The organism is Verticiella sediminum, assembly GCF_007558815.1.
In the GTDB taxonomy this organism is placed as follows: domain Bacteria; phylum Pseudomonadota; class Gammaproteobacteria; order Burkholderiales; family Burkholderiaceae_B; genus Verticiella; species Verticiella sediminum.
Window position 1 is genome coordinate 52,685 of sequence record NZ_VLTJ01000001.1, and the last position, 25,712, is coordinate 78,396.

22 protein-coding genes are annotated in these 25,712 nt (G+C 69.7%); 16 read left to right on the forward strand and 6 right to left on the reverse strand.

Annotated features, from left to right (window positions below; translation table 11 throughout):
• The first annotated feature begins 101 nt into the window (after positions 1 to 101).
• Positions 102 to 1,331, forward strand: coding sequence for a CaiB/BaiF CoA transferase family protein (locus FOZ76_RS00265; protein WP_143946113.1), 1,230 nt, complete (start codon positions 102 to 104; stop codon positions 1,329 to 1,331).
• A 47-nt stretch (positions 1,332 to 1,378) separates the two neighbouring features.
• Positions 1,379 to 2,332: a Bug family tripartite tricarboxylate transporter substrate binding protein gene (locus FOZ76_RS00270; RefSeq protein WP_143946114.1), complete on the forward strand. Its 954-nt coding sequence runs from the start codon at positions 1,379 to 1,381 to the stop codon at positions 2,330 to 2,332.
• Between the two features lie 107 nt (positions 2,333 to 2,439).
• On the opposite strand, the gene pdxA is transcribed toward FOZ76_RS00270, so the two are convergent.
• From pdxA to FOZ76_RS00285, 3 genes are all read right to left on the reverse strand, one after another.
• Positions 2,440 to 3,441 carry a 4-hydroxythreonine-4-phosphate dehydrogenase PdxA gene (pdxA, locus tag FOZ76_RS00275; RefSeq protein ID WP_143946191.1) on the reverse strand — a complete coding sequence of 334 codons (1,002 nt, stop codon included), beginning with the start codon at positions 3,439 to 3,441 and terminating at the stop codon, positions 2,440 to 2,442.
• A 46-nt stretch (positions 3,442 to 3,487) separates the two neighbouring features.
• Positions 3,488 to 4,921, reverse strand: coding sequence for a peptidylprolyl isomerase (locus FOZ76_RS00280; RefSeq protein ID WP_246129224.1), 1,434 nt, complete (start codon positions 4,919 to 4,921; stop codon positions 3,488 to 3,490).
• An 89-nt stretch (positions 4,922 to 5,010) separates the two neighbouring features.
• Positions 5,011 to 7,293 (reverse strand): LPS-assembly protein LptD, encoded by a 2,283-nt coding sequence (locus FOZ76_RS00285; protein WP_143946192.1) that lies wholly within the window; start codon positions 7,291 to 7,293, stop codon positions 5,011 to 5,013.
• Positions 7,294 to 7,514: 221 nt separating this feature from the next.
• Between FOZ76_RS00285 and FOZ76_RS00290 the strand changes: the two genes are divergently transcribed.
• The 3 genes from FOZ76_RS00290 (at position 7,515) to FOZ76_RS00300 (ending at position 10,368) form a co-directional block, all read left to right on the forward strand.
• A complete protein-coding gene (locus FOZ76_RS00290) occupies positions 7,515 to 8,543 on the forward strand; it encodes an aminoglycoside phosphotransferase family protein (protein WP_143946116.1) in 1,029 nt (342 codons plus the stop codon).
• Positions 8,540 to 9,247 carry an N-acetylmuramate alpha-1-phosphate uridylyltransferase MurU gene (gene murU / locus FOZ76_RS00295; RefSeq protein ID WP_143946117.1) on the forward strand — a complete coding sequence of 236 codons (708 nt, stop codon included), beginning with the start codon at positions 8,540 to 8,542 and terminating at the stop codon, positions 9,245 to 9,247. Before FOZ76_RS00290 ends, murU begins: the two co-directional genes overlap by 4 nt.
• A gap of 122 nt (positions 9,248 to 9,369) precedes the next feature.
• Positions 9,370 to 10,368, forward strand: coding sequence for a Bug family tripartite tricarboxylate transporter substrate binding protein (locus FOZ76_RS00300; RefSeq protein ID WP_143946118.1), 999 nt, complete (start codon positions 9,370 to 9,372; stop codon positions 10,366 to 10,368).
• Between the two features lie 16 nt (positions 10,369 to 10,384).
• Here the strand turns inward: FOZ76_RS00300 and FOZ76_RS00305 are convergent, their stop codons facing one another.
• A complete protein-coding gene (locus FOZ76_RS00305) occupies positions 10,385 to 11,647 on the reverse strand; it encodes a hypothetical protein (protein WP_143946119.1) in 1,263 nt (420 codons plus the stop codon).
• A 155-nt stretch (positions 11,648 to 11,802) separates the two neighbouring features.
• On the opposite strand from FOZ76_RS00305, the gene FOZ76_RS00310 reads away from it, so the two are divergent.
• The 10 genes from FOZ76_RS00310 (at position 11,803) to FOZ76_RS00355 (ending at position 20,568) form a co-directional block, all read left to right on the forward strand.
• On the forward strand, positions 11,803 to 12,648 hold the full coding sequence (locus FOZ76_RS00310) for a GntR family transcriptional regulator (protein WP_143946120.1): 846 nt from the start codon (positions 11,803 to 11,805) through the stop codon (positions 12,646 to 12,648).
• A 77-nt stretch (positions 12,649 to 12,725) separates the two neighbouring features.
• Positions 12,726 to 13,904, forward strand: a complete 1,179-nt coding sequence (locus FOZ76_RS00315; RefSeq protein WP_143946121.1) for an ABC transporter substrate-binding protein — start codon at positions 12,726 to 12,728, stop codon at positions 13,902 to 13,904.
• A 23-nt stretch (positions 13,905 to 13,927) separates the two neighbouring features.
• A complete protein-coding gene (locus tag FOZ76_RS00320) occupies positions 13,928 to 14,854 on the forward strand; it encodes a ferritin-like domain-containing protein (protein ID WP_143946122.1) in 927 nt (308 codons plus the stop codon).
• A gap of 11 nt (positions 14,855 to 14,865) precedes the next feature.
• Positions 14,866 to 15,777, forward strand: coding sequence for a hypothetical protein (locus FOZ76_RS00325; RefSeq protein WP_143946123.1), 912 nt, complete (start codon positions 14,866 to 14,868; stop codon positions 15,775 to 15,777).
• Positions 15,778 to 15,788: 11 nt separating this feature from the next.
• A complete protein-coding gene (locus FOZ76_RS00330; protein WP_143946124.1) occupies positions 15,789 to 16,673 on the forward strand; it encodes a branched-chain amino acid ABC transporter permease in 885 nt (294 codons plus the stop codon).
• A 10-nt stretch (positions 16,674 to 16,683) separates the two neighbouring features.
• Positions 16,684 to 17,739: a branched-chain amino acid ABC transporter permease gene (locus tag FOZ76_RS00335; protein ID WP_143946125.1), complete on the forward strand. Its 1,056-nt coding sequence runs from the start codon at positions 16,684 to 16,686 to the stop codon at positions 17,737 to 17,739.
• On the forward strand, positions 17,732 to 18,511 hold the full coding sequence (locus FOZ76_RS00340) for an ABC transporter ATP-binding protein (RefSeq protein ID WP_143946126.1): 780 nt from the start codon (positions 17,732 to 17,734) through the stop codon (positions 18,509 to 18,511). Before FOZ76_RS00335 ends, FOZ76_RS00340 begins: the two co-directional genes overlap by 8 nt.
• A complete protein-coding gene (locus FOZ76_RS00345) occupies positions 18,504 to 19,217 on the forward strand; it encodes an ABC transporter ATP-binding protein (protein ID WP_143946127.1) in 714 nt (237 codons plus the stop codon). Before FOZ76_RS00340 ends, FOZ76_RS00345 begins: the two co-directional genes overlap by 8 nt.
• Before the next feature lie 47 nt (positions 19,218 to 19,264).
• Positions 19,265 to 20,146: an alpha/beta hydrolase gene (locus tag FOZ76_RS00350; RefSeq protein WP_143946128.1), complete on the forward strand. Its 882-nt coding sequence runs from the start codon at positions 19,265 to 19,267 to the stop codon at positions 20,144 to 20,146.
• A gap of 32 nt (positions 20,147 to 20,178) precedes the next feature.
• Positions 20,179 to 20,568, forward strand: a complete 390-nt coding sequence (locus tag FOZ76_RS00355; protein ID WP_143946129.1) for a RidA family protein — start codon at positions 20,179 to 20,181, stop codon at positions 20,566 to 20,568.
• Between the two features lie 56 nt (positions 20,569 to 20,624).
• Here the strand turns inward: FOZ76_RS00355 and FOZ76_RS00360 are convergent, their stop codons facing one another.
• Positions 20,625 to 22,739, reverse strand: a complete 2,115-nt coding sequence (locus FOZ76_RS00360; protein WP_143946130.1) for a PQQ-dependent dehydrogenase, methanol/ethanol family — start codon at positions 22,737 to 22,739, stop codon at positions 20,625 to 20,627.
• 254 nt (positions 22,740 to 22,993) lie between these two features.
• On the reverse strand, positions 22,994 to 24,430 hold the full coding sequence (locus tag FOZ76_RS00365) for an aldehyde dehydrogenase family protein (RefSeq protein WP_143946131.1): 1,437 nt from the start codon (positions 24,428 to 24,430) through the stop codon (positions 22,994 to 22,996).
• A 141-nt stretch (positions 24,431 to 24,571) separates the two neighbouring features.
• Here FOZ76_RS00365 and FOZ76_RS00370 point away from each other — a divergent pair, with 141 nt between their 5' ends.
• Positions 24,572 to 25,690 (forward strand): helix-turn-helix domain-containing protein, encoded by a 1,119-nt coding sequence (locus tag FOZ76_RS00370; RefSeq protein WP_170235233.1) that lies wholly within the window; start codon positions 24,572 to 24,574, stop codon positions 25,688 to 25,690.
• Positions 25,691 to 25,712: the final 22 nt, after the last annotated feature.

Sequence of the window (25,712 nt, forward strand, 5' to 3'; positions counted from 1 at the left end):
GACGGCTGGCCATCCTGAAGTAGAATTATTAATAGGACTTGTAGCCTTGTCAAACGCCATCCGGGCGCGAGAACGCAGGCCCCGCCAAAGAGGAGCACCCCATGCAGCAAACCAGCGGCCCCCTGGCCGGTGTACGCGTGATCGATCTGACGGCCGTCCTGATGGGGCCGTCCGCGACGCAGATGCTCGCCGACCTCGGCGCGGACGTCATCAAGGTCGAAACGCCGGCGGGCGACGCAACCCGGCATTTCGGCCCGGGCAGCGAGGCCGGGCTGGGGCCGATCTTCCTGGGCGTCAACCGCAACAAGCGCAGCCTGGTGCTCGATCTCAAGAAGCCCGCGGGGCGCGCGGCGCTGCTGCGCCTGGTCGAGAACGCGGACGTGGTCACATGCAACGTCCGTCCCGCGGGCATGGCGCGGCTGCGGCTCACGTACGAGGACCTCGCGAAAGTGAACCCGCGCATCGTCTACGTGTCGATGATCGGCTTTTCGCAACGCGGCCGATATGCCCGCTCGCCGGCGTTCGACGATCTGATACAGGCCGCGGTCGGCGTGCCGAGCGCGATGGCGACGAGCATCGACGGCACGCCGCGCTATGTACCCATGAACATCGCGGACCGCTCGATGGGGCTGTATGCCTTCGGCGTCATCAGCGCGGCGCTGTACGCGCGCGAACGCACCGGCGTCGGCCAGCAGGTCGACGTGCCCATGTTCGAGACCATGGCCCAGTACGTCCTCGGCGATCACCTGTACGGGCAGAAGTTCGTTCCGCCCCGGGGCGACTTCGGCTATCCGCGCATCCTGGCCCGCTCGCGCCAGCCCGTGCGGACCAAGGACGGCTTCGTCAGTTGCACGATCTACCACGACCACCACTGGCGCGCCTTCCTGGAAGTGATCGGCCATCCGGAATGGCTGATGACCGACCCTCGCCTGAAGGACATGACCACACGCATCGAGCACAGCGACGAACTGGGCGAGCTGGTGGCTTCCGAACTCGTCAAGCGCACCACGGCCGAATGGCAGGAACTGCTCAGGAGCGCGGACATCCCGGTCTTTCCGGTCCACACCTTCGAGACCCTGGTCGACGATCCCCATCTGGCCGAGATCGGCTTCATGCGCGAAGAAGAGCATCCCGAACTCGGCACCCTACGCGAGATGGCCGTGCCCAGCGAATGGCACGGCACGCCGCCCCAGGGATACCGCCCGCCGCCACAGCTCGGCGAGCACAGCGCCGAAGTGCTGGCCGAGGCCGGCTACACGCAGGACGAGATCGCCGGGCTGGCCGCGGAGAGCGTGACCGCATTCGCGCCCGAGCGCCGGAAGGCGGCTTGACGCGGCAGTCGTCCGCGCACATCGAAAACAACCAGGAGGAGACAAGCATGAACTGGCAAAAACGGGGCATGGCGATCGCCTTGAGCGGCCTGCTGTGCGCGGCCGCCAACGCGCAACAGGTGACGCGCTTCGTCACCGGCAGCGCACCCGGCGGAGGCGTCGACTACGTCGCGCGCACCGTCGGGGAAGCCATCGGCCCCTTGCTCGGGCGCACAGTGATCGTGGAGAACAAGCCCGGCGCGTCGTACAACATCGCCGCCGAGGCCGTCGCGAAGGCGCCGCCCGACGGCAACACCGTGCTGGTGACGTTCAACGTACACCCGATCGCCGGCGCCCTGCATCCCACCCTGCCCTTCGACCCCGTCAAGGATTTTCGCGCCATCGGCATGGTGGCCACCACGCCGTACGCGCTGGTCGCCAACCCGAAGGTGCCGGGCAATACCCTCAAGGAGATGATCGAGCTCGCCAAGGCGCAGGGCCGCCCGCTGTCGTTCGCGTCCATCGGCCTGGGCACGCCGCAGCACCTGATGCTGGAACGCCTGAAGCAGCAGACGGGCGTCGACATCATGATGGTGCATTACAAAACCCCGTCCACCGGCCAGACCGACGTCGCGGCCGGGCATGTCGACTTCATCCTGTCGACCATTGCGTTCTGCGAACCGCTGGTGAAGGCCGGCAAGCTGAAGGTGCTGGCCGTGACCAGCGACCAGAGGCTGCCGCAGTTTCCCGACGCACCCACGGCGCGGGAGTCCGGTTACGAGGGCTTCATCACGGACGGCTGGTACGGTCTGCTGGCGCCGGCCGGGACGCCGGATGGCACGGTCCAGGCCTACAACGATGCACTGGCCAAGGTTCTGGCCATGCCGGACATCCAGGCCAAGTTCCAGAGTGCGGGCCTGAAGCCGATGCCGGGCAAGCCAGAGGAACTGGATCGGCAGATCCGGGAGGATGCCGCGATGTGGCAGAAGGTCATCACCGAACAGGACATCAAGGCGGAGTAGCCGTTCGCCGGCGCGCGGTCGGGGCCGTCCACCGGCGCGCCGGGCCAGGCGGGCCGCCGGCATTCACTCGACGGGACGCCGGGCTTCGCGGCAGCCGCGAGGCAGCCTCAAGCCCCGTGGAGCGCCGGCCCCGTCATGCGCAGCGCCAGGTCCAGCGCATCGAACATGCTGTCCGGGCTGGCCTTGCCCGTGCCGGCCAGATCGAGCGCGGTGCCGTGATCGACCGACGTGCGCACGTAGGGCAGGCCCAGGGTGACGTTCACACCGTGGCCGAAGCTCGCATGCTTGAGCACCGGCAGGCCCTGGTCGTGGTACATCGCGAGCACAGCGTCGAAGCCGGCCACGTGGGCGGGGACGAACAAGGTATCGGCCGGCATGGGGCCGGTGGCGTCGATGCCACGGGCGCGCGCTTGGGCCAGGGCCGGTTCGATGACGTCGATTTCCTCCCGGCCCAGGTGGCCGCCTTCGCCCGCATGCGGGTTGAGGCCGCACACGGCGATGCGCGGGCGCGCGATGCCGAAGCGCGTACACAGGCTCTCGTCGAGGATGGTCAGCACGCGCAGCAGGCTGGCGCGCGTGATGGCGTCGGGCACGGCGCGCAGCGGCAGGTGGGTGGTCGCCAGGGCAACGCGCAGGCCGCCGCCGGCCAGCATCATGACGACCTTGTCGACGCCGGCGCGCTCCTGGAAGAACTCGGTGTGGCCGGAGAAAGGTACGCCGGCATCGTTGATGATGCCTTTGTGCACGGGTGCGGTGACGATGGCGTCGGCCCGGCCCTGGCCGGCGGCGTCGGCCGCCGCGGTCAGCGTCTGGACGACGTAGCCGGCGTTGGCGACGTTCAGTTGTCCGGGACGGACCGGCTGGGCCAGGGCGACCGGATGCAGGGATACCCCGGGCCAACTGGCCAGCGGGGCGAGCAAGCCGGCCTCGCGCGCGCGCATCTCGAGCAAGTCAGGATCGCCGACCAGGACCAGGTTCGTCTGGGACCGGCCCGCGGCGGCGAATCGCCAGGCGGCGCGCACGGCCAGTTCGGGGCCGACGCCGGCGGGCTCGCCCGTCGTCAGCCACAGAACGCGCGGCCGGGCCGGCGTGCCGTCGCCAGGCCCCATGGGAGCGGCCGGGCCGGCAGCCGGCCGGGGGATCTCGCCCATGGCGTCAGAGCTGTTCGCGGTTCAGGCGGTTGTCGATGTAGGCGCCGCTGCGCAGCACGCCGACCCACTCTTCCCACGCCGGCTCGATCTTGCGCTGGAACAGGATCTGGCGAGCCTGCATCCGGCGGTTCTGGTCGCCGACGTCCTGCACCCGCGTGTCTTCCAGTTGGATCAGGTGCCAGCCGAACTGCGAACGGATCGGCTCGCTGATCTGCCCGGGCTGCAGAGACTGCATGGCGCGCTCGAATTCGGGCACGGTCTCGCCGGGCGACACCCAGCCGAGGTCGCCGCCCTGCGGGGCCGAGGAGTCATCCGAATACTGGCGTGCCAGGTCGGCGAACGGCACCTTGCCGAGGGTCGCGCGCTCGCTCAGCGCCTGCAACTGCGCACGCGCCTGCTCGTCGCTGCGCGCCGGCGTGACGCGCATCAGGATGTGGCGCGCCTTGTACTGCGTCACGCGTTCGGGACCGCCCGGCGGCGGCAGCAGGGTGCTCGGCGTGGCGGCCTCGCCCTCGCGCGCGACGACCTTCAGGATGTGAAAGCCGTTGCCGCTTTGCACGATATCGCTCACCTGGCCGGGCTGCAGCTTGCTGGTGGCCTGCAGGAACAGGTCGGGCCAGCCGACCGTGGGCCGCACGCCCAGGTCGCCGCCACGCAGGGCTTCGTCGCCGTCGGAGGCGCCGGCGGCCAGTTGGGCGAAGTCCACGCCGCTGCGCGCCTGCGCGAGCACCTGCTGCGCGCGCTGGCGCAGCGCATTGATCTGCTCGGGCGACGAGCCTTCCGGCACCCGCACGAGGATCTGCGCGAGGTGCAGGGCGCCGTTGCCGCCCGCCATGGGCTTGGCGCCGCCGGAGAACTGGGCCGCCTGCTCGGCCAGGAAGGAATCGACCTCGGCCTCGGAGATGAAGATGTTGCGGTCCACCTCCTGCTCGCGCACCCGGTTCATGCGCACCTGGCGGCGCAGTTCCGCGCGGTATTCGTTCCAGGAGACGCCGCCGCTCTCGATCTCGGCGCGCATCTGCTGCACCGAGGTGTTGTTCTGCTCGGCGATGCGGCGAATCGCCATCTCGAGCTGCTCGTCACTGACCCGCACGCCGGCGCGATCGGCCTCCTGCAGTTGCACGAGGTCGGTGATCATGCGGTCGAGCACCTGGCGCTCGAGCACCTCGGTAGCCGGTTCGCGGATGCCCTGCTCCTTGAGGCTGGCGCGGGCGGCCATGACGCGCTGGCCGAGCTCGCGGCGCGTGATGACGTCATTGTTGACGACGGCGACGATGGCGTCGGCCACCTGCCCCTGCGGGGCGGGCGGCGGGACCACCGGCGCGACCGAGGACGGCGCGACCGGGGCGGGCGTGCCAGTGTCAAGCGCGCCCTGTCCCGGCGCGCGCAGTCCCTGGGCTGCGGCGCCAGCGCTCAGGGCGCACAGTGCGAATGCCAAGAACCTTCTGTAAAGCTTTGCCTGCATGGTGATTGCATTGCTCCAAGCAAAAAGGGGCGAGCCACGCGCAGGCCGTGGGTGGCCTGTGCTCATTCGTAGCGTTCGAACGTGGAGCCCGGAACGACGGGGGGCGTGACCGACTCGTAGCCGGGGATGTTGCGGCGCAGGGTTTCCATCGGATTGGTGCCGAGGGCGCCCAGGCCGTTCAGCTCAAGCTGAAAGAATACCGCGGTATTGGTGGCCTCGCTGGAGACCGCGTAGCGTTGTCCGACCACGCGGGCCGTCCAGCAGCAGCCGCCGTTGTACTCGAGGCCGCCCAGCACCTGGGAAAAGCGGCTGTCGAGCAGGGAATAATCCAGCCGCGTGACGGCGTTCCAGCGCTGCGTGAGCGGCCACTGGAACGCGACGCTCGCCTGCTCCTGGCCGTTCTGCAGGTAGGAGGGCCGGCGGTAGCGATAAGCGGTGTATACGGTGGCCAGGCGCGCGGCGTCCCAGCGGCCGCTCACGCTCGCCTGCTCGAACTGGCTCTCGTGCGGGTTGTACTGCACGGTGGCCTGCGCACTCAGCGACTCGGTGAAGGCGCCGTAGACCTCGAAGAGGAAGTCCGAGCGCGAGTTCTCGCGCGCCGTCTCGCCGGGCAGAGTGACGCGCTGATCGGTGAAGTACAGGCGCTGCGCGGCGGACACGCGCGCGCGCTCCAGCCCGCTCGACGCGTCGATCCAGCGCGAGGACAGTGCGGCCGTGAGCTGGTGCGCATTGTTGATGCGGTCCCAGCCACCGGAGAACGCGTTCTCCGAGAAGATCTGGCTGAAGCTGAAGTCGGCGAGCGCCGTGTCGTAGACCGGCAGCATCGACTGGTCCTTGTACGGCACGTACAGGTAGTACAGGCGCGGCTCCAGGGTCTGCGTCATGTCCCGGTTGAACAGGCGCGCCTGGCGCTCGAAGACCAGGCCGGTGTCCAGCGAGGCGATCGGCAGGACGCGGCTCTGGCTGGCCACGTCGAACTGGGTGGGATCGTTCGCCCCGCTGCCGTAGTACAGGCTCTGGTTGAAGCGGGTGTCGTAGTAGGACGCATGCACGCCGACCTTGGGCGTGAAGAACCAGCCCGGGCGCACCACGGGATACGAGAGCGAGGGATAGATCGAGAAGCGCGTGCCCTTGTCGTCCGGCAGGTCGTACATCGCGGTGAGCCAGGGCGAGCGCTCGAAGCGCGTGATGTCGCCGTGCATGAGCAGGTCGGCGCCGCCCCAGTTGTAGCGCTGCCCCGCGAAGGTGAAGCGCGGCATCATGTCGTAGGGCGGCACGATGGGCGCGTCGGCGTCCTGCAGCGTCTGGTAGCGCACGGGCGTGAGCTGGGCATTGAAATAGGTGTTCGCCCAGGACAGCGTGGCCGAGCGCGGCAGCGTGACCGTGGAGGCCTGGTCCAGCGCCACCTGCGAGAAATCGCGGAAGTAGTCGTCGTCGGAGGCGCGCTGCACGTCCCAGGACAGGCCGAAGCCGCCGCCCAGGGTCTGGCGGTGCTGCAGGTTGTAGTACCAGCGGCCGTCGCCGCGCTCGCGGTCGTTGGGCAGCCAGGTGCCGTAGACCTCGCCGCTGAAGGTGGGGCGCAGGTAGCGGAACTCGCCGCCCAACTGCAGGCCCCGGCGTGCGTACAGGCTGGGGTACAGCGTGGCGTCGTAGTTGGGCGCGAGGTTCAGGTAGTAGGGCGTGGTCACCTGCACGCCGCTGCGGCTGGTGATGCCGAAGGTGGGCGGCAGGAAGCCCGACTTGCGATCCTTGGTGATCGGGAACGACAGGATGGGCGAGCCGAGAATCGGTACGCCCTTGAAGTACACCACGCCGCCGTAGGCCAGGCCTTCGTTCTTGTCGAAGTCCAGGTCGACCTGACGCGCGCGCACCCACCAGTCGGGCTCCGGACACGGACAGCCGGTGTAGTAGGCATCGTAGAGCCGGGTGCGCGAGCGGCTCAGGAACTCGGCCTCGCGCGCGCGCCCGCTGCCGCCGGTGGCGGCGACGTAGAAATTGGGTTCCGAAAACGCTCCCGTGTCGGTATCCAGCTCCAGGCGCAGCCCCGGGCCGGTCACCACGCTGCCTTCGCGCAGCAGGCGTACATCGCCTTCGGCATCCAGGACTTCGCCGACCCGGTCGTAGTGGATGCGCGAGCCCTTGAGGATGACGTCGTTGCGGCGCACTTCGGCCGCGCCGGTCAGGGTGACGGATTCGTCGGGGTTGCCGGCCAGTTCCTCGCTGCGCGTGAAGGCGGGCAGCGAATTGGCGTCCAGCTCGCGGTGCTCGCGCAGGCCAGGCGAGACGCGCAGCCCTGCCCGCGGCGGCCCGGCCTCGTTCGCTTCGGCGGCTCGTGCGCCCGGCATCCCGCCGGACAGGGTGGCCAGCAGGGCAGCAGCGGCGAGAAAGGCGGGCCGGATCAAGGAGTGCACGGAGAATTCGTCTATGGCGTGACGCCGCGGGCGGCGAGCGGATTGGCTGGACGGAGGCCAAGTATTATAGGCATCGTTTCCGAACTGTCTGCGGCCTCGACGCGTGCGCGCCACAGCCGGCCAGACGGCACCCTGCCAGATCCTCCAGCCTCGAGATGTCCACTCCCGCCGATACCCGCCTGCCGGCCCTGCGCGCCTGGCTTACGCAACTGCCGCCCAGCCTGGGGCTCGCCCTCGACACGCTGCGCCCGGCCTCGTCCGACGCCAGCTTCCGGCGCTACTTCCGCCTGGATGCCGCCGGCGGCACCGCGATCGTCATGGACGCCCCGCCCCCGCACGAAGACTGCGCCCCGTTCCTGCATGTCGCCCGCCTGCTCGCGGCGGGCGGCGTGAACGTGCCGCGCATCCTGGCCGAGGAGGCTGCCCTCGGCTTTCTGCTGCTGTCGGATCTCGGCCAGGATACGTTCTACGACTTCCTGCAGTCGCCGCGGCCCGACGCCCAGATCCATGCGCTGTACCTGGGCGCGATCGACGAGCTGGTGCGCCTGCAGCAGATCGCGCCCACCGGCTTGCCGGCCTACGACGCGCGCCGGCTGGCCGACGAGCTGCTGCTGTTTCCGGAATGGTATGTCGCCCGCCACTGCGGCCACGAACTCACCGACAGCGAACGCATGCAGCTCGAACGCGTGTTCGCCCTGCTGGCGGCGCGCAACGCGGCGCAACCCACCGTGCTCGTGCACCGCGACTTTCACTCGCCCAACCTGATGGTGCCGATCGAAGGCGGGGCCCCCGGCGTCATCGACTTCCAGGACGCGCTCGCCGGCCCGATCACCTACGATATCGCCTCGCTGCTGATGGACGCGCGCACCACCTGGGACGAGCCGCAGCAGCTCGACTGGGGCATCCGCTACTGGGAAGCCGCGCGCAAGGCGGGGCTGCCGGTCAACCCGGACATCGCCGAGTTCCACGCCGACTGGGAATGGATGGGGCTGCAGCGCAACCTGCGCATCCTGGGCGTCTTCGCGCGCCTGCACCATCGCGACGGCAAGCCGGGCTACCTGCGCCACCTGGACCGCGTCTCGGAATACGTGCGCCAGGCGGCCAGCCACGCCGACGCCTTTCGTCCGCTGCTGCGCCTGATGGACACCCTCGACGCGGCGCGCGCCCGCCAGGCAAGCCGATGAAGGCCATGATCCTCGCCGCCGGCCGCGGCGAACGCATGCGCCCGCTCACCGACCACACACCCAAGCCCCTGCTCGACGTGCGCGGCAAGCCGCTCATCGTCTGGCATCTGGAGCGCCTGGCCCGCGCCGGGTTTCACGATGTCGTGATCAACCACGCCTGGCTGGGCGGGCGCATCGAGGCCGCGCTGGGCGACGGCGGGCGCTGGGGCTTGCGCATTCGCTATTCGCCCGAACCGCAGGGTGGCCTGGAGACGGCGGGCGGCATCGCCACCGCCCTGCCCCTGCTGGGCGACGAGCCCTTCCTGGTGCTCAATGGCGACGTCTGGTGCGACTGGCCGCCGGCCCAGGCGCACGCCCGCGCGCAATGGCTGGCGGCCGACCCCCGCCGGCTCGCCTGGCTGCTGCTGGTGGACAACCCGCCCCAGCACCTCGCGGGCGACTTCGTGCTGCAGGACGGCGTGCCGGGCGCGCCCGGCGCCGTGCTCGACGCCGATGCCGGCCGCCGCCTGACCTTCGCCGGCATCGGCGTGTATCGACCAGAGCTTTTCGCCGGCACGGCCGCCGGCGAGCGGGCCAGGCTGGCGCCGCTGCTGCGCGCCCACATGGACGGGATCGCCATCGGCGGCGAGCGGCATGCCGGCGCCTGGGAAGACGTGGGCACGCCCGAAAGGCTGCAGGCGCTGAACGCGGCCTGCGCGCCCTGAGCGGCGAGCCCGGCCGATGGCCGCCCGCCCACGGGCTTGCCTTCGGTCGGCGGCTGAGCGATAACACAGGCAGGAGACCAACACCGCGCGGGACACGCGGCCTGCGCCAGACGAGGCAATGGATGCACCTCAGCAGCAGAACGCGCCGCCAGTGGCTCACCCGGGCCGCCGCCTGTGCCCTGTACGGCACCTTCCCCCCCGCCGGGCGCGCAGCGCCGGCCACCTATCCCCAACGTCCCATCTCGATCATCGTGCCCAGCGCCGTCGGCGCGCCTCTGGACCTGTGCATGCGCGAAGCCGCGCGCCAGGCGGCCGCCTACCTTCCCGGCGCCGACTTTCGCATTGCGAATCGGCCGGGCGCCGCAAAGCTGCACGGGGCCACCGCGCTCGCCGCGCTGGACGCGGCAGACGGCTACGAACTGGCCATGAGTCTGCCCGCCTGGATCAACAAGTCGCTGCTCTACGACGTGAATTACGAGCCCCTGCGCGATTTCACCTTCGTCACCGGCATCGCGCGGGCGCCCTATTGCATCGCGACGCGGGCCGACGCGCCCTGGCAGGATCTGCCGGCCTATCTGGCCCACGCACGCCGCATCGGCGGCGGCATTCGCTATGCCGTCGTCGGCTACGGCGCGAGCGGCCACCTGCTGATGGAGGAGACCGCGCGCCAGGCCGGCACCGCCGTCACGGGCGTGCTCGTGCGCACCGCGGGCGAAATGGTCCAGTTGCTCGTCAGCGGACAGGTGGACGCGATCTGCGACTGCCCGGCCTTCGCCCCGCAGATGCTGGATGCCAGCCTGCGGCTGCTCGCACATTTCGGCGACGCCGCCCCCCTGCCGCAGGGCACGGCCCTGCCGACCGTGGCCAGCACCGGCATGGATATCGTTCTGGACGCCGTCTTCGGGCTCGCCGGCCCCCACGGCCTGCCGGGCAGCGTGGTGCGCAGCCTGCGCGAAGCCTTCATCGGCGCAACCCGCCAGCTCGCCTACACGCGGCTGCTGGACAGTCTCTGGCTGCAACCCGCTGCGCCGGACGGCCCGGACCTTGCCGAGCAGATGCGCGTGCTGGAGCTGCGCGAACACGAGTGGATGCGGCGGGCCGGGCTGCGGGGAGCGACCTGACCGCGCAGGCGCAACCTCAGGGGCCGGGCCGATGCCGCAACAGCGCCGCGGCGCGCTCGCGCAGACGGCAACGCAAGGCCTCGCCCGCCGCGTCGGCGGCCAGGGCCTGCTGGATGGTGGCGGTGTCGTGCAGCCAGCCGTACAAGGCCACGCCGTCCAGCGCGGGCACGTCCTCCTCCGCAGCCGGCGCGACGCGTTCCTGCAGCTCCAGCCGATTGCCGGAGCACTCCACGAGCAAGGCCTGCACCGGCTTGTCGAAGTAGTCCGCGATGCGGCGAGCCGCCGGCGCCAGGGCCTGGGCGATGCCCTCCCGGGCTTCGCCAGGGAGCCGGACGTGGACGGCGAGCCAGCGGGGCTGCGCCTCGACGATCACGATCCGCTCGTCCAGCCAGTCCTGATGCACCACGTGGCCGCGACGCCGGAAGCACTCCGCCACCGCCACGCGTGTGCCGCGTCCGGTGCCCGCCAGCAGTTGCTTGTAGAACGCCATGTCGGCCAACTCCCGCTCGCAGCCCGCGATCTCGCGGGCGATCGCCTCGGCTTCACGTAGACGCTGTGCCCGGCGCTCGCGCAGCGCGTGTTCGCGATCGCTGCGGTAGGCGTCGATCCAGGCCGCATTGGCAACGCCCTGGGGCAGCCCCAAACGAGCCAGACATGCGTCCCAGGCCGCCAGCCAGGCATCGCTGCGCGCGGCATCCGCAAGCACTGCCGGGCGCGGCGGCGGCAGAAACAGCACCCGCCCGGGCACCAGGCTCGCGAAAGCCGCCACCGCGTCGCCGGCGTCGTTGGCGGCGAGCACGGTGCCGCCCAGGCCATCGATGGCGGCGCCGGCACCGAAATCGGCACCCGTCGCCTGAAGTGCGCTGGCGAACGGCTCGCCGCAGGCGATGCGCCATTCGCCGCCCCCCGCCGGCCGCACGCCGACGGGATGGCGCAAATGCGCCGACAAAGGTTCGAGCGGATCGTAGGCGAGCACGTCGTGCAGGGTATGCACGCCGACCACGCCCGGAGAGTCCGCCAGCACGATCAGCGACCCGTCACGCCGGAACAGGCGCGCAAAGGCTTCGCGCCAATGCCGCGCGATGCGCAGGAGCTCGCTGGAACCCTGCGGCGAGAGCACCGGGGGAGCGTCGCTTTCGAGCATGCCGCGCAGTTCGGCCAGCATGGCGTAGGGACGCCAGATCACCGTCTGGAAGTCATCCAGGGGCGCGGGCTCGAGGAACCGCAATGCCCGGGCTCGATTGGAAGCTAATGCCGTATCGATCGTTGCTGTCTGCATGGCGCGTGCGGAAAAATGAAAAAAAGGCCCCCAAGCTTGCCGCTGCGCGGTGGCGCCATTCCCCCCGGGGGGAGGACGCTGCGAAAAATGGATTGCCGGTGGACCAACTCTAACATAATATCTAGGCATGTAGATATCTAGCTAACTAGACAACCATGCAACTAGATAAAGAGAACGAGACGGTGGAGATCGCCGAGGTGCCGCGGGATGCCGGCCTGCCCAATCTGCCGCAGCTCGATCGCAATTCCCCGCTGCCGCTCTACGAACAGATCAAGCGCCGCGTATTGACCATGGTGTTGAACTGGACCGACCCGGAGTCGCGATTCCATACCGATCAGGAACTCGCCGAGCAATTCGGCGTGAGCCGCATGACCGTGCGCCAGGCGGTGCAGGAGCTGGTCAACGAAGGCCGCCTGCGCCGCGTGCGCGGGCTCGGCACCTATGTCTGCGAGACCAAGGTCGACGAGCAGTTCACGCCGGCGATGGACTTTCTCGATCAGGCGGCGTCCAAGGGGCGTCCCATACACCTGCGCATTCTCCATTGCGAGAAGATGCCGGTGCCAGCCGGCGAGCGCGACAGCCTGCGTCTGAACGCCGGCGATCTCGTCTGGTACGTCATCCGGCTGCGCTCCGTCGATGGGGTCCCGATCTCGCTCGACTATCGCTATATCGACGCCGCGCGCGTGGGCGACATGGCCCTGGCCGACCTGGAGAGCGGTTCCATTCTGGATCTCATCGGACGCCACGCCGAACTGGCCTACGCCGACCTCAAGGTGGAAGCCGGCCGCGTCGAACCCGAGCATGCCGAGCTGCTGAGCCTGGTCGCGGGCGATCCCGTGCTGATCCGCTCGCTCATCTACTTCGATCACGACGAGCGCCCGGTCATGTCGGGCGTCTCGTATTACCGCGCCGACCAGGTCCGCTACTCCCTGCGCGTGCCCGTGCAGAAGGGTGGCCCCGGCCAGCGGCAGATAGCCGACACGCTCGAAGTGAGGCGCTAGCCACGCAGCCCGGAGCTGGCGGCAGCACAACGCAGTCGAGCGTGTCCTCATCCCTACCCTACCTGGAGAGTCATGTCATGAAAGGTCTGCACACCGCGTTGTTCTCCGCCCGAAGGCTGCTGGGCGCCCTGGCCCTGGCCTGCACCGGCATCGGCGCCGCCCTGGCCGCATCCCAGCCGGTGCACATCGGCTCCATCCTGTCCGTCACCGGCCCCGCCGCCTTTCTCGGCGAGGACATGCGGCGCGGCATGGAGATGGCGATCAGCGACATCAACGAGCGCGGCGGCATCAACGGCCAGCCGCTGCGCTGGACCTTCTACGACGCGGAAAGCCAGACCGCCAAGGCGATCAACGCCACGCGCCGCCTGCTCACCCAGGACAAGGTCGACATCATCGTCGGCGGCGGCAACATGAGCGGCATCGCGATCGCCATGGCGCCCATGACCGAGCGCGCCGGCGTGCCCTTCATCTCGACCGAGGGCAGCATGCAGATCGTCACGCCGGTCAAGGACAGGCCCAACACCTTCAAGAGCCCGGTGGACGACGACCAGATGGTCGAGCGGCTGTTCGACTTCCTGGACAAGAAGGGCATCAAGAAGGTCGCCCTGCTCGCCGACAACAGCGGCTTCGGCCAGAGTGCCACCGAGCAGATGAAGCTCATCGCGCCCAGGCGCGGCGCCGAGGTGGTGTACGAGACCTTCAGCCCGGGCGACACCGATCTCACGCCGCAGCTCACCAACATCCGCAACAGCGGCGCCCAGGCCATCGTGTGCTGGACCGTCACGCCGGCCGGCGTGGTGTTCATCAAGCAGGCCGACCAGCTCGGCCTCTCGGACCGCCTGCTGATCCACAGCTACGGCTTCGTCGACCAGCGCTACATGCAGCTCGCCGGGGATTCGGTGAAGAACCTGCTGCTGCTGAGCGTGAAATTTCCGGTGGCCGATCAGTTGCCCGACAGCGACCCGATCAAGCAGCGCATCGCCGAAATGAGCCAGCGCTTCGAGCAACGCTACAAGCACAAGCCGAACCAGTACGTGGCGCAGACCTACGACGCCATCTCGCTGGCCGCGCTCGGCATGGAAAAAGCGGGCGGCGATCCGGCCAAGTTCGCCGCCGCCCTGGAAGGCGTGGCCGACTACCCCGGCATGGGCGGCGTCATGACCTACAGCCCCGAACGCCATTCCGGCCTGACCAAGGACGACATCGTGCTGCTCGGCTATCGCGACGGCGCGTTCTACCTGGCCGACTACAAGTGATCCCGGATTCCCAAGGAGCCGTCATGAGCACTCCCGCCCAGCCTGCCACCATCCTCGACCGTTCGCGCAGCATCTTCCCGCTCGACCTGGACGTGCGCGTGCCCAAGGTACGCGACCTCTTCCACATGGCAGCCGCCAAGCAGTGGGACCCGGCCACCGACGTCGACTGGTCCGCCTTCGACGCCAGCCGGTACAGCGAAGAGCAGCGCTACGCCGCACGCCAGTACTGGAGCCGTCGCGCCTGGAGCGAATACGGCGCGATCTCCGAGAGCCCGGCGCTGCAACTGCGCTTCTGCAGCGATCCCTGCCCGCCCGACCTGCAGCTCTACTTCACGATCCGCTCGCAGGAGGAGAGCCGCCACGCCGAAGCATGCTATCGGATGGCCGAGGCCCTGGGCGGCTACATCGAGGCACCCGTGCAGGCGGCGTTCCAGGGCTCGGTGGCCACGCACGGCGTGCGCAAGATGGCGCTGGACCCGGACACCTCCATCGAGGCCACGCTGGCCGCGCTGGTCTGCGCGGCCGAGGAAATCGCCTTCGACGTGTTTCGCCACCTGACGCAGATCACGCGCGACCCCGTCGCCAACCAGATCTGCACCCTGATCATGCGCGACGAGGTGCGCCACTGCGCGCTCGGCTGGCGCTACCTGGACCATCGCGTGCCGTCGATGACGCGCGACGAACTGCAGCAGGCCGAGGACGCGGTCATCAACATGATGGAGAAAGTCGAGCTCAACGGCTATCACAGCGCCTGGCTGGCGCCGGACAACCCGGCCTCGCGCGCGGAGGTGGAAGTCGACCGCATCACCTGGGAAGCGGGGCTGGGCGCCACCACCGAGGAGCTGGAAAAGCCCGTGTTCGTCGCATCGGTGCAGCGCATCCGCCGCCAGATGCAGGACTGGGGCATCAACCTGCCCACGTTCCGTCATCCCAAGATCGGCGAATTCTGAAGGAGCCCGACATGCACAGCCCCGCAGAACAGACCCGCATCCCTGTCGAACAGCGCTTTCCCGTCGCGCTCAGGCGCTCGATCGATTCGATCCGCGAACTCTACGAGACCGGCAAGCGCGAACGCTGGCAGCCGCAGACCGACATCGCCTGGGCCGCCTTCCGCGCCGAGGGTTACGACGCCGCCGCCCTGGCCGCCGCACGCCTGACGTGGAGCTGGCGCGCGTGGGTCGAGTACGCCGGCCTGACCGAGACGCCGGCCACCCTGATCCGCCTGTGCCTGGAGGCCGGCCGCGAGGCCGACCCCAAGTACTTCCTCACCGTGCGCAACACCGAGGAGGCCTGGCACATCGAGTGTTTCCACCAGTATGCGCAGGTGCTGGGCGGCTATGTGAACCGCCCGCCGGAAGTCGCCGATGAAGCCGTTTTCGCGCAGTTGCGCGACCGCCAGGTGCTCGACGCCCGCGAGCACCTGGATGCCTTCTTCGCCACCCATTCGACGGTGGAAGACAGCCTGGAACTCGCGCTCTTCGAAGCGCATCTACGCAATGCCGAGGAGCCCGTGGCCGCGGCCATTCTCGGCCGCGCCGTCCAGGACAAGCAGCGCCATGCGCGCTTCGGCTGGCTGTACCTGGAAGAGCGCGCCGGGCACTGGACGCAGGACGAGCGCGCCCGCATCGCCGCCACGGTGCACGGTTACCTGCAGCAGATCGAGCTGGGCGGTTATCACTGCCCCTGGCTTGCCCATCCGCAGGGCGAGGCCGCGCGCGCGGCCCAGATCACCGCGGCGGTCGGCCTGGGCGCCGCCTCGCGCGACGAAGAAGCCGCAGTGATCGTGGACACGATCGCCGACACCCGCGTGCGCCTGGCCGAACTGGACATCACCCTGCCCCGCCTGAACCACGCGGCCCTCGGCAGCCTCTGACGGAGCACGCCATGGACAGCCTCGGACAATTCGCGCAACTGCTCGTCGCCGGCCTCACGGTCGGCAGCATCTACGCGATCATCGCGGTCGGCTTCAACATCATCTTCAAGAGCACCGACGCGCTGAACTTCGCGCAGGGCGAATGGGTCATGATGGGCGGCATGATCGCCGCCACGAGCTACGGCGCGGCGCACCTGCCGCTGTGGCTGTCCTGTCTGGTCGCGCTGGCACTGGTCGGCGCCGCCGGCGTGGTCTCCTACCGGCTCACGGTGGCGCCGTTGAAGAAACCTTCGCCGATGCTCATCACCATGATCAGCATCGGCCTGGCGCTGTGCTTCAAGAGCCTGGTCATGCTGCTGCTGGGCAAGCTGCCCATGGGCTACCCGGCCTTCTCGGGAGACGCCGCATGGCAGGTGGCCAGCGTCAGCATCCATCCGCAGAGCCTGTGGGTGATGGCCATCACCATCGCCTTCATGCTCGCGACCCACTGGTTCTTCGAGAAGACGCTCACCGGCAAGTCCATGCGCGCGGTCGCCGCCGACGGCGACGCAGCGGCCCTGGTCGGCATCAACGTCAAGCGCTCGGGGATGTGGACCTTCCTGTTCGCCGCGCTGGCGGGCGCCCTCGCGGGGGTCATCGTCACGCCGCTCACGTTCACCTCGTACGACGCCGGCGGCATGCTCGGCTTCAAAGGCTTCAGCGCCGCCATGCTGGGCGGGCTCGGCAACCTGCACGGCGCCCTGATCGGCGGCCTGCTGCTCGGCATCGCCGAGGCGCTGGGCGGCGGACTGATCTCGTCCCAGTTCAAGGACGCCGTGGCGTTCGTCCTGTTGCTGCTCGTGCTGTTCCTGCGCCCCAACGGCCTGCTCGGCAAGGCCGTGGCCACCAAAGTCTGACGGAGCCGCCATGACGACCCCCTCCTTCGAGCGCGCCCCCGATGCGCTGCGCCGCGCGCGGCTGCGCATGCTGCTGATCGCCTGGGCCATCCTGCTGCCGCTGCCGTGGCTGCTGCCCAACGACTACATGATCAGCATCGGCGTGATGTTCTTCATCAACGTCCTGCTGATCGGCAGCCTGAACCTCATCATGGGCTACTGCGGCCAGGTGAGCCTGTGCCATGCCGGCTTCTTCGGGCTGGGCGCCTACACCAGCGGCATCCTGTCGGCGAACTACGGCATCTCGCCCTGGCTCGGCATGCCCGCCGCCATGCTGCTCACCAGCGTGGCGGCGCTGCTGGTCGGCCTGCCGGCCCTGCGGCTGCGCGGGCACTATCTCGCCATGGCCACGCTGGGCGCGAACGCCATCCTCTCGGTGCTGTTCATCCAGCTCGTCGGGCTCACGGGAGGGCCCAACGGGCTGGTCGGCGTCGCGCCGCTGGAAATCGGCGGTTTCGCCTTCGACGACGGTCAGCGCTTCTACTACGTCGCCTGGCTGATCGCGCTGGTGTTCATGGTGGCCATGCTCAATCTCGCCCACTCGCGCATCGGACGGGCGATGAACAGCGTGGTCAGCAACGAGATCGGCGCGGCCAGCCTGGGCGTCAATCCCTATACCCTGAAGGTCGGCGCCTTCACCCTGTCGGCGGCGATCGCGGCGCTGGCGGGCGCCATGTACGTGCATTTCACGATGTTCGCCTCGCCGGAGACCTTTTCCTTCTCGGTATCCGTCCTGCTCGTCGTGATGGTCGCCGTGGGTGGCTGGGGCAACTACTGGGGCGGCCTGTTCGGCGCGCTGGTGTACACCCTGGTGCCCGAGGCTCTGCGCTCGATCCATGATGTCGAACTGCTGATCTTCGGCGCGAGCATGATCGTGGTGCTGATGTTCTTCCCTGGGGGGCTGGCGGGCATGTTCGGCCGTCTCGCGGCACGACGGCGGCGGCACGGCAACCCGCGCGCGCCGTCGCCGACCCGCGAGCCCGGGGCCCCCGCTGCACGACTCGCCAAGGAGACCCGCCATGCCTGAGATGCTTCTGGAAGTCGAGCGGGTGAGCATGCGCTTCGGCGGCCTGCAGGCGCTCGCCGAGCTGTCCTTCGTCCAGCAGGCCGGTTCGATCCAGGGCCTGATCGGCCCGAACGGCGCCGGCAAGAGCACGCTTTTCAACGTGATCGCCGGCGTGAATCCGCCCACCGGCGGGCACGTGCGCTTTCGCGGCCAGGCCATCGAACGCCTGCCCGCGTACCAGCGCATCCGCCTGGGCATTGCCCGCACGTTCCAGAACCTGCAGATATTCCGCGACCTGACCGTGCTCGAGAACGTGATGGTGGGCTGCCACTCGCGCTTTCATGGCGGCATGTTCGCCGCCATGCTGCGCACCCCGCGCATGCGCGCCGAGGAGGCCCGCATGCGCGACATCGCCTACGACAAGCTCGAACTGCTGGGCATGGCGCACAAGGCGGGCATCCAGGCCGGCGCACTCAGCTTCGGCGAGGCCAAGATACTGGAGATCGCGCGTGCGCTCGCCGGCGAGCCCACCCTGCTCCTGCTCGACGAGCCGGTGGCCGGCGTGCCGCATGGCGAAGTGGCCCAGGTGGCCGACGTGATCCGGCGCGTCAATGCACAGGGCACCGCGATTCTGCTGGTCGAACACAACATGCGCTTCGTGATGGGCCTGTGCGCGCACATCGTGGTGCTCAACCATGGCTGCAAGATCGCCGAGGGCGACACCCGAACGGTGCGCACGCACCCGGACGTGCTGCGCGCCTACCTGGGCGCCGAGGAGACCGAACATGCTTGAACTCAGCCAAGTCTGCGCATCGTACGGCGGGCCCGATGTGCTGGAGGACGTGAGCTTTCGCGTGCCGCAGGGCGCCGTCTGCTGCCTGCTCGGGGCCAATGGCGCCGGCAAGAGCACCACCATGCGCACCCTCGCGGGCCTGCTGCGGCCCGTGCGCGGCAGCATCCGCCTGGAAGGCGAGGAAATCGGCAGCCTGACCGCCGAGGCCATCGTGGCGCGCGGCATGGTCCTCGTCCCCGAGGGACGCCGCGTCTTCACCCCGCTCACCGTGCGCGACAACCTGGAGATGGGCGGCTACCGCCTCCTGCGCGCCCGCCGCCACGCCGAGTTCCGGCGCAACCTCGAGCACGTGCTCACCCTGTTTCCCCGCCTGGCCGAACGCGCCGGACAAGCGGCCGGCACGCTGTCCGGCGGAGAGCAGCAGATGCTCGCCATCGGCCGGGCGCTCATGAGCAGTCCGCGGCTGCTCATGCTCGACGAACCTTCGATGGGCCTCGCGCCGCTGGTCGTCGCCGACATTTTCGCCACGCTGCGCAGGTTGCGCGACGAAGGCCTGACCCTGCTGATCGCCGAGCAGAACGCCCGCGTGACGCTGCGCAGCGCGGACCTGGGCTATGTGCTGCAGGAAGGCCGCATCCACGGCGGCGGCAGCGCTGCCGAGCTGCGCGAGGACCCCAGCGTGCAGGAAGCCTACCTCGGCGTGTAGAAACCGCGCCCGCGACCTGCACCGCGGGCCCAGACCAGGACGATCCCATGACCGCCATCCCCGCCCTCGCGCCGATCGACGCCGAGAACGAGGCCAACTACAGTCTGCGCCGCCGACACCCGGAACGCGGCGCCGTGTATGCAGACTATGCCGAGCGCAGCGCGCGCGTGCGACGCGAGGCGGGCGCCCTCGTCGACGTCGCGTTCGGCGACCTGCCGAGCAGCAGACTGGACCTGTTCCTGCCGGCGCGGGCGCAGGGCGCCCCGCTGCTCGTCTTCATCCACGGCGGCTACTGGCGTGCCCTGGACAAGCACATCTTCTCGTTCATCGCGCAGCCCTATGTGCGCGCCGGACTGGCCGTGGCGCTGCCCAACTATGCCCTCGCGCCCGCAGCCACGGTGACCGAGATCGTCCATGAAGTCTGCCGCTCGGTGCACTGGCTCGCGACCGAGGGCGCGCAGCGCTGGGGCTACGACGCCGCGCGCATCTGTGTATCGGGACACTCGGCGGGCGGGCACATGGCAGCCTATGTGGCCAGCCTGCAGAACCCCCATCCCTGGGCCCACCGGGCCGTCGGCTGCGTGGCGGTGAGCGGCATCTTCGATCTGCTGCCCCTGCTGCCCACCTCGATCAACCACGACCTGGGCATGGATGCCGTCGAGGCCGGCGGGCTCTCGGTGAAGCCCGAGGCGCTCTCCTGCGGCGGGCTGATCTGCGCAGCGGGCGGGCTGGAAACCGACGGGTTCCAGGCGCAGTGCCAGGCGTTCGGCCACGCCGCCGGGCGCGCGGGCGTGCCGAGCGAGGTCCATATCATGCCGGGCCGCACGCATTTCGACGTGCTCAGCGACATGGCCGATGCCCGACATCCCTTCCATGCCGCGACGCTGCGGCTCGCGTGCGGCGGCCGGAAGGTCGCCGGCGCCACCTGAACCTGCCACCCTCTCCAGCCACGAAGCCAGCCATGTCGAACCGCATCGATCCTGATACCGTCGTCCCGCCCGCGGGCCCCTACAGCCAAGCCATCCTGAGCGAGGGCCACGGCCGCTGGCTGCACGTCTCGGGCCAGATCGGCGTCTTGCCGGACGGCGCCCTGGCCGGCGACTTCTCCGCCCAGGCCCGCGCCACCTGGGACAACCTGCTCAACGTCCTGGCTGCGGCGGGCATGGGCGTGGCCGACCTGGTCGAGGTGACGACCTATGTCGTGGACCCCGCGGACCTGCCGGCGCTGGGGCCGATACGCGCGGGCTATCTCGGCGATGCGCGGCCGGCCTCCACCCTGGTCGTGGCGGCCGCGCTGGCCAGGCCTGAATGGCGTATCGAGGTGCAAGCCGTGGCGTTCCAGCCTGCCTGATTCGCCGCGGCGCATCCGCGGGGACGGACGCGCCGCGGGCGCGCAACCACCGATCCCTACAGCGCCGCCTTGGGCCGGACGGAATCCACTGTGCCCTGGATGAAGGCCTTCAGGTCGGCGACGTCGTCCTGCGTGAGCTTGCCGGTGAAGTCCGGCATGCCGCGCGACGTGGCGGGGCCGTTGAAGAGGAACTGGTCCAGGTGGTTGATGTAGGCGGCATCCATGTGGCCCAGGTTGGGGATGCTGCCGCCGCGGTCGACACCGGGCACGCCGTGACAGAGCACGCAGTTGGCGACGTAGGTGTTCAGCCCGGCCTGGACACGCGCGGGATCGTAGGCCACGCCCGAGACGAGCTGCTCCTGGCGGGTGGCCACGAAGGCCGGCATCGGCGCCTTGCCGTCGAGCGCGAAGGTGTAGACCGTGCCGCTGCCCTGCACGTCGGTGGCGCGCATGGCCAGCCCGCCGACACCGCCCCAGCCGACAGCGATCGACACGTACTGCTTGCCGTCGACGAGATAGGTCGAGGGCGCGGCGACCGCCCCCGTGCCGACCGACACCTCCCATATCTTCTTGCCGCTGTCGGCGGCGAAGGCGATCAGCCGGCCGTCGGCCGTCCCCTGGAACACGAGGTTGCCCGCCGTGGTGAGGGTGCCGCCGTTCCACGGGGCCACGTGCTCGTAGGCCCAGGCCGGCTTGCCGGCGACCGGGTCCCACGCGACGAGCCGGCCGAAGGGCTGGGCCGACGGTGGCGCCGGGTTCAGGAAATGGCCGGTGTTCCAACCGACGTTCGAGTGCGCCGAGCCGGGCTGCGCTTCGTTGCGCTTCCACTGGGCGTTGGGCATCAGCGTCATCGGAATGTGCTGCGCCGGAATGTAGGCATAGCCGGTCTTGGCGTTGAACGACATCGGATGCCAGTTGTGCGCGCCGTAAGGCCCAGGGACGATATCGAAAGGTTGGTCCTCGGCGCGCACTTCGGGCCGCTCGATCGGCCGGCCCTGCGCGTCGTAGCCGGCGGCCCAGTTCACGTCGACGAAGTTGTTCGCCGAGATGAACTGCCCGTCGATGCGGTCGATCACGAAGAAGAAGCCGTTCTTGGGCGCGTGCAGCAACACCTTGCGCGGCTTGCCGTCCAGGGTGATGTCGGCCAGGATGATCGACTGGGTCGCGGTGTAGTCCCAGTTGTCTCCCGGCGTCTCCTGGTAGTGCCAGACGTACTCGCCCGTATCGGCGCGCAGCGCGACGATGGACGACAGAAAGAGGTTGTCGCCGCCGGCCGGGCTGCGCGCCCTGTGGTTCCAGGGAGAACCATTGCCGGTACCGACGTAGATCAGGTTCAGTTCCGGGTCGTAGGCCATCGAATCCCACATGGTGCCTCCGCCGCCCGACTCCCACCAGCGGCCGGCGGGGTCCCACGTCTTGGCGGCCATCTCCATGGAGACGTCCTCGAAAGGCTGGGCGGGATCGCCGGGCACCGAGAACCAGCGCCACTTCCGCTCGCCGCTGGCCGCGTCGTAGGCCGTGATGTAGCCGCGCGCACCGTACTCGGCGCCGCCGTTGCCGATCAGCACCAGGCCGTTGTAGACCCGGGGCGCGCCCGTAACGGTGTAGGCGAACTGGCGGTCGATGATGGTGTCCTGCTCCCACGCCGGCTTGCCGGTGGCCGCGTCGAGCGCGATCAAGCGCCCGTCGAACGCCGCGACGTAGACCTTGCCGCCGTATACCGCCACGCCCCGGTTGACCACGTCGCAGCAGCCTTTGACGCCGTATTCCGGCGGCACCTGCGGATCGTAGGTCCAGAGCCCTTCGCCGGTGCGCGCGTCGATGGCGTGTACCACGCTCCAGGGGCCTGTCACGTACATCACGCCGTCGACCACCACCGGCGTGGCTTCCACGCCCCGGCTGGACTTCAAGTCGTAGCTCCAGACCAGTCCCAGGCGACCGGCCGTGTCGGTATTGACCTGGTCCAGGCGGCTGTAGCGGGACTCGGCGTAGTCCAGGCCCACGGTGGGCCACTCGGTCGACGTGCTGGCGTTGGCAACGATGTAGGCGGTGTCCACGCGGGCGGCGGGCGGGTTCCCGGCCGAGCGCGCGGGGGCCGCGGCGAGAAGCGTACAGGCGAGCAGGGAGAGCGCAAGGGCGCGGGGCGCGACCTGCGGACAGATGGCGGACATGGTTGCCTCCTCGGAACTTATCGTTGTTCTTCGTTCTTGTTCGGGACGGGTACCGCGTCTATGACGCTGGGTTCTACAGTGCTGTGTGTTGTATGTCGTGTGGTTGTGGATACTGCAGTGCGACCGCCCGGGCTTGCGGCGGCGCGAACCGGACGACGGGATGCGGTCGGTTCCCGCCGCGCAGCCGGCCGGCGTGCGGGACGGCGTGCCGCCCCGCACGCAGCGGCCACCGGGGGCCGCTGCGGAACGCGGCCTCAGGCCGACTGGCTGCCCATGATGGCCTTGGTCTCGAGGAATTCCTCGATGCCGTACTCGCCCCATTCGCGGCCGACGCCGGACTGCTTGTAGCCGCCGAAGGGCGCGCTGGGGTCGCCGGGCGCGCCGTTCAGGTGCACCATGCCGGTACGAAGCTGGCGCGCGACCTCGCGCGCCTGGTCGAGCGTCTCGCCATAGACGTAGCCGGACAGCCCGTAGGTGGTGTCGTTGGCGATGTCGATGGCTTCGTCGACGTCCCTGTACGGGATGATGGTGAGCACCGGGCCGAAGATTTCCTCCTGCGCGATGGTCATCCGGTTGTTGGCGCGGCTGAAGATGGTGGGCCGCGCGAAGTAGCCGCGCTCGATGCCCTCGGGCCGCCCGGTGCCGCCGGCGAGCAGCTTGGCGCCTTCGTCGATGCCCTTCTGGATCAGGGTCTGCACGCGTTCGTACTGGCGCGCATTGGCGATCGGCCCCACAGTGGTGGCCTCGTCACGCGGGTCGCCCACCGTGACCCGCTCCAGCGCGGCGACGGCGATCGCCTCGACCTCGTCGATGCGCTCGGCGGGCACCAGCATGCGCGAGGGTGCGTTGCAGCTCTGGCCCGTGTTGTTCATCATCGCCACCACGCCATGGGCGACGGCGCGCTTGAGGTCCGCGCCGGGCAGGATGACGTTGGCCGACTTGCCGCCCAGCTCCAGCGACACCACCTTGATGCTGTCGGCGGCGTTCTTCGACACCGACGCACCGGCGCGCGCCGACCCCGTGAGCGACACCATGTCGACCTGCGGATGCGACGACATCCACGGGCCGACGATGGCGCCGTCGCCGTGGACCATGTTGAACACGCCCGCAGGCACACCGGAATGCTCGAGGATCTCGGCGAAGATGCGCGCGGAGAACGGCGCCAGTTCACTGGGCTTGAGCACCATGGTGCAGCCGGTGACGAGCGCGGGCGCGACCTTGCAGGTGATCTGGTTCAGCGGCCAGTTCCAGGGTGTGATGAGGGCGCACACGCCCACGGGCTCCTTGACGATCAGAGTGCGGCCCAGGTGCTCCTCGAAGGGGAAATCGGCGGCGATGCGGCGCGCCGTCTTGAGGTGGGCGATGCCGATCGGCACCTGCTGGGCCACCGCCACTTTCTTGTGCGGCGCGCCCATCTCCTCGGTGATGGCGTCGGCCAGGTCGCCCATGCGCTTCTCGTACTCGACGCAGATTTCGTCGAGCAGCTCGAGGCGCTCGTGCAGCAGCGTGCGGGAAAAGCCGCGGAAGGCGCGCCGGGCGGCCTCGATGGCTCGGTTCACATCGGCTTCGCCGGCCTGGCGCACGCTGCCGGCCTCTTCGCCGGTGGCAGGGTTGATCACTGCCAGGCGCTTGGCGTCGGCGTCGGCGTCGACCCATTTGCCGTCGATGAAAAACTGGGTGTCCTCGCGCATGTGGCCTCCTTGTGGAATGGGGTGAGGGTATGCTCGCAGCATACGGGGACGGGCGCCAGCGGGTCAAAATGCGGGAAACCCCTGATGCGAAGTGTTCCGTCCCGGTACAGTCTGGCGCCTGCACCGCGCCCCGTCCCGACCATGACCCGACCTGCTCCGACACCCGTCACGCCGTTTCCTCATGCCGAGCTGCGCCTGGACGTGGCGCGGCGGCGCTACTTCGAGCATGGGGAGCTGCCCGCGCGCGACACAGTGCCGCCGCTCATCCTGGCGTCCTGGCAGCGTTGCCTGGCTGCCGGCGCCGACCCGTTGCGGGTGCCCGAGACCCCCACGGCCTCGCGGCGCCGGGCGCGCGCCGTGCGCCAGGCCAACACCGCCCTGCTCAACGCGGCCCAGCCCGACCTGGACCGGCTCCAGCAGATGCTCGGCGCCACGCCAGTGGCCGCGGTGCTCACCGACGCGGCGGGCGTGGTCGCCCACGCCACCACGCCGACCCGTACGGAAGTCCGCTTGCTGCCGCGCCTGATCGGGGTGGGCGTCGACCTGTCCGAGACGCAGGTGGGCACGGGCACGCCCGGCCTGCTGAGTACCACCGGCCTGGCCTGCGCCGTACGCGGCGCGGAGCATTTCTACCAGAGCGCACGCCTGATGCACTGCGCGGCGGCGCCCGTGCGCGATGCCAGCGGCCGGCTGGCCGGCGGGCTGAGCCTGTTCAGCGAACATGGCCCGTTCGCGTTCGATGCCGCCGCCATCGTGGCAGCCTATGCCGCCTCGATCGAATCCCGTCTGCTGCGCGCGCATCCCGGCGACGTGCTGCTGGTGCAAGTGGCCGCGGGCCCCAGCATGCTCGATACGCCCCACGAAGGCCTGCTCGGCGTGGCCGGGGACGGCCGCGTGGCCTGGCGCAACGGCGCCGCCGCGGCCCTGTGCGGCGAGCACGCCACGCCCGGGCTGCCTTCCCCGCTCGAACTGCGCACCCTGCTGAGCCTGGTCGGGTCTGCCGCGCCCCGGCTGCTGAACCTGCCGAACGGGCTGGGCGTCTGGGTGTGCGCGAGCTTTCCCGAGCACGCCGGCGCGCCGCTGCCGGCCGCGGCGCCCGCCATGCCCCCGCCAGCCGACGACGGGACGCTGGAGGCCGCCGACGCGCGCCTGATCGACGCGGCCCTGGCCGACCATGGCGGCAATGTGTCGCGCGCAGCGCGCGCGCTCGGCATCTCGCGCGGCCGGGTCTACCGGCACCTGCGGCGACGCCACGGCTGAAGGTGCCCGAGCCAGGCCAGCG

Excerpts from the sequence above, each read along its gene's own strand:
- FOZ76_RS00265 (WP_143946113.1), top strand. The coding sequence starts at position 102 with ATGCAGCAAACCAGCGGCCCCCTGGCCGGTGTACGCGTGATCGATCTG.
- FOZ76_RS00270 (WP_143946114.1), top strand. The coding sequence starts at position 1,379 with ATGAACTGGCAAAAACGGGGCATGGCGATCGCCTTGAGCGGCCTGCTG.
- pdxA (WP_143946191.1), bottom strand. The coding sequence starts at position 3,441 with ATGGGGCCTGGCGACGGCACGCCGGCCCGGCCGCGCGTTCTGTGGCTG.
- FOZ76_RS00285 (WP_143946192.1), bottom strand. The coding sequence starts at position 7,293 with ATGCCGGGCGCACGAGCCGCCGAAGCGAACGAGGCCGGGCCGCCGCGG.
- FOZ76_RS00290 (WP_143946116.1), top strand. The coding sequence starts at position 7,515 with ATGTCCACTCCCGCCGATACCCGCCTGCCGGCCCTGCGCGCCTGGCTT.
- murU (WP_143946117.1), top strand. The coding sequence starts at position 8,540 with ATGAAGGCCATGATCCTCGCCGCCGGCCGCGGCGAACGCATGCGCCCG.
- FOZ76_RS00300 (WP_143946118.1), top strand. The coding sequence starts at position 9,370 with ATGCACCTCAGCAGCAGAACGCGCCGCCAGTGGCTCACCCGGGCCGCC.
- FOZ76_RS00305 (WP_143946119.1), bottom strand. The coding sequence starts at position 11,647 with ATGCAGACAGCAACGATCGATACGGCATTAGCTTCCAATCGAGCCCGG.
- FOZ76_RS00310 (WP_143946120.1), top strand. The coding sequence starts at position 11,803 with ATGCAACTAGATAAAGAGAACGAGACGGTGGAGATCGCCGAGGTGCCG.
- FOZ76_RS00315 (WP_143946121.1), top strand. The coding sequence starts at position 12,726 with ATGAAAGGTCTGCACACCGCGTTGTTCTCCGCCCGAAGGCTGCTGGGC.
- FOZ76_RS00320 (WP_143946122.1), top strand. The coding sequence starts at position 13,928 with ATGAGCACTCCCGCCCAGCCTGCCACCATCCTCGACCGTTCGCGCAGC.
- FOZ76_RS00325 (WP_143946123.1), top strand. The coding sequence starts at position 14,866 with ATGCACAGCCCCGCAGAACAGACCCGCATCCCTGTCGAACAGCGCTTT.
- FOZ76_RS00330 (WP_143946124.1), top strand. The coding sequence starts at position 15,789 with ATGGACAGCCTCGGACAATTCGCGCAACTGCTCGTCGCCGGCCTCACG.
- FOZ76_RS00335 (WP_143946125.1), top strand. The coding sequence starts at position 16,684 with ATGACGACCCCCTCCTTCGAGCGCGCCCCCGATGCGCTGCGCCGCGCG.
- FOZ76_RS00340 (WP_143946126.1), top strand. The coding sequence starts at position 17,732 with ATGCCTGAGATGCTTCTGGAAGTCGAGCGGGTGAGCATGCGCTTCGGC.
- FOZ76_RS00345 (WP_143946127.1), top strand. The coding sequence starts at position 18,504 with ATGCTTGAACTCAGCCAAGTCTGCGCATCGTACGGCGGGCCCGATGTG.
- FOZ76_RS00350 (WP_143946128.1), top strand. The coding sequence starts at position 19,265 with ATGACCGCCATCCCCGCCCTCGCGCCGATCGACGCCGAGAACGAGGCC.
- FOZ76_RS00355 (WP_143946129.1), top strand. The coding sequence starts at position 20,179 with ATGTCGAACCGCATCGATCCTGATACCGTCGTCCCGCCCGCGGGCCCC.
- FOZ76_RS00360 (WP_143946130.1), bottom strand. The coding sequence starts at position 22,739 with ATGTCCGCCATCTGTCCGCAGGTCGCGCCCCGCGCCCTTGCGCTCTCC.
- FOZ76_RS00365 (WP_143946131.1), bottom strand. The coding sequence starts at position 24,430 with ATGCGCGAGGACACCCAGTTTTTCATCGACGGCAAATGGGTCGACGCC.
- FOZ76_RS00370 (WP_170235233.1), top strand. The coding sequence starts at position 24,572 with ATGACCCGACCTGCTCCGACACCCGTCACGCCGTTTCCTCATGCCGAG.